This is a genomic window from Cellvibrio sp. UBA7671 (assembly GCA_002483145.1).
Taxonomy (GTDB): Bacteria; Pseudomonadota; Gammaproteobacteria; order Pseudomonadales; family Cellvibrionaceae; genus Cellvibrio; species Cellvibrio fibrivorans.
Window position 1 is genome coordinate 4,375 of sequence record DLHJ01000007.1, and the last position, 515, is coordinate 4,889.

Sequence of the window (515 nt, forward strand, 5' to 3'; positions counted from 1 at the left end):
TGAAAAACCGGTAGGAGAATTTTCCGAGATTAATCGCGCGCAAGCCAAAGATTCGATAAAAGCGGTGATGCAACAGGAAGAATTTAGCCGCAAAGAAACCCGCCGCACCTTAAAACTGGATGACGACGAAGAAGCCCCCGAAACAGAACCCTCCGAGTTCTGGGAAAAAGTATTTGATTTTATGCGCAATTTTGAAGGCTTTTTGGCTGCTGCAAGCCTGCTGGAAATTTTGCTGTGGTGCGCCGTTATCGCACTCATTGGGTTTGTCATTTATCGCTACCGCCACTGGCTAGCCGCACAATTTGTGCGCGTAAAACCCGCAGCACCACAACGGGAAAAACCCACAACCTTATTTGGCATGGATGTCACACGCGAATCCCTGCCAGATGATATCAGTGCAAATGCACTGCAGTTATTGCGCACTGGCGATACACGCGCGGCACTCGCATTACTCTACCGTGCAAGCTTGTTTCATTTAATCCATACCGGCGTTGATATTCACGATGGCCATACCG

1 pseudogene is annotated in these 515 nt (G+C 48.9%); it reads left to right on the top strand.

The features are described from left to right. Positions 1-515: pseudogene (locus B4E62_RS07855) on the top strand (hypothetical protein); the annotation flags it as partial.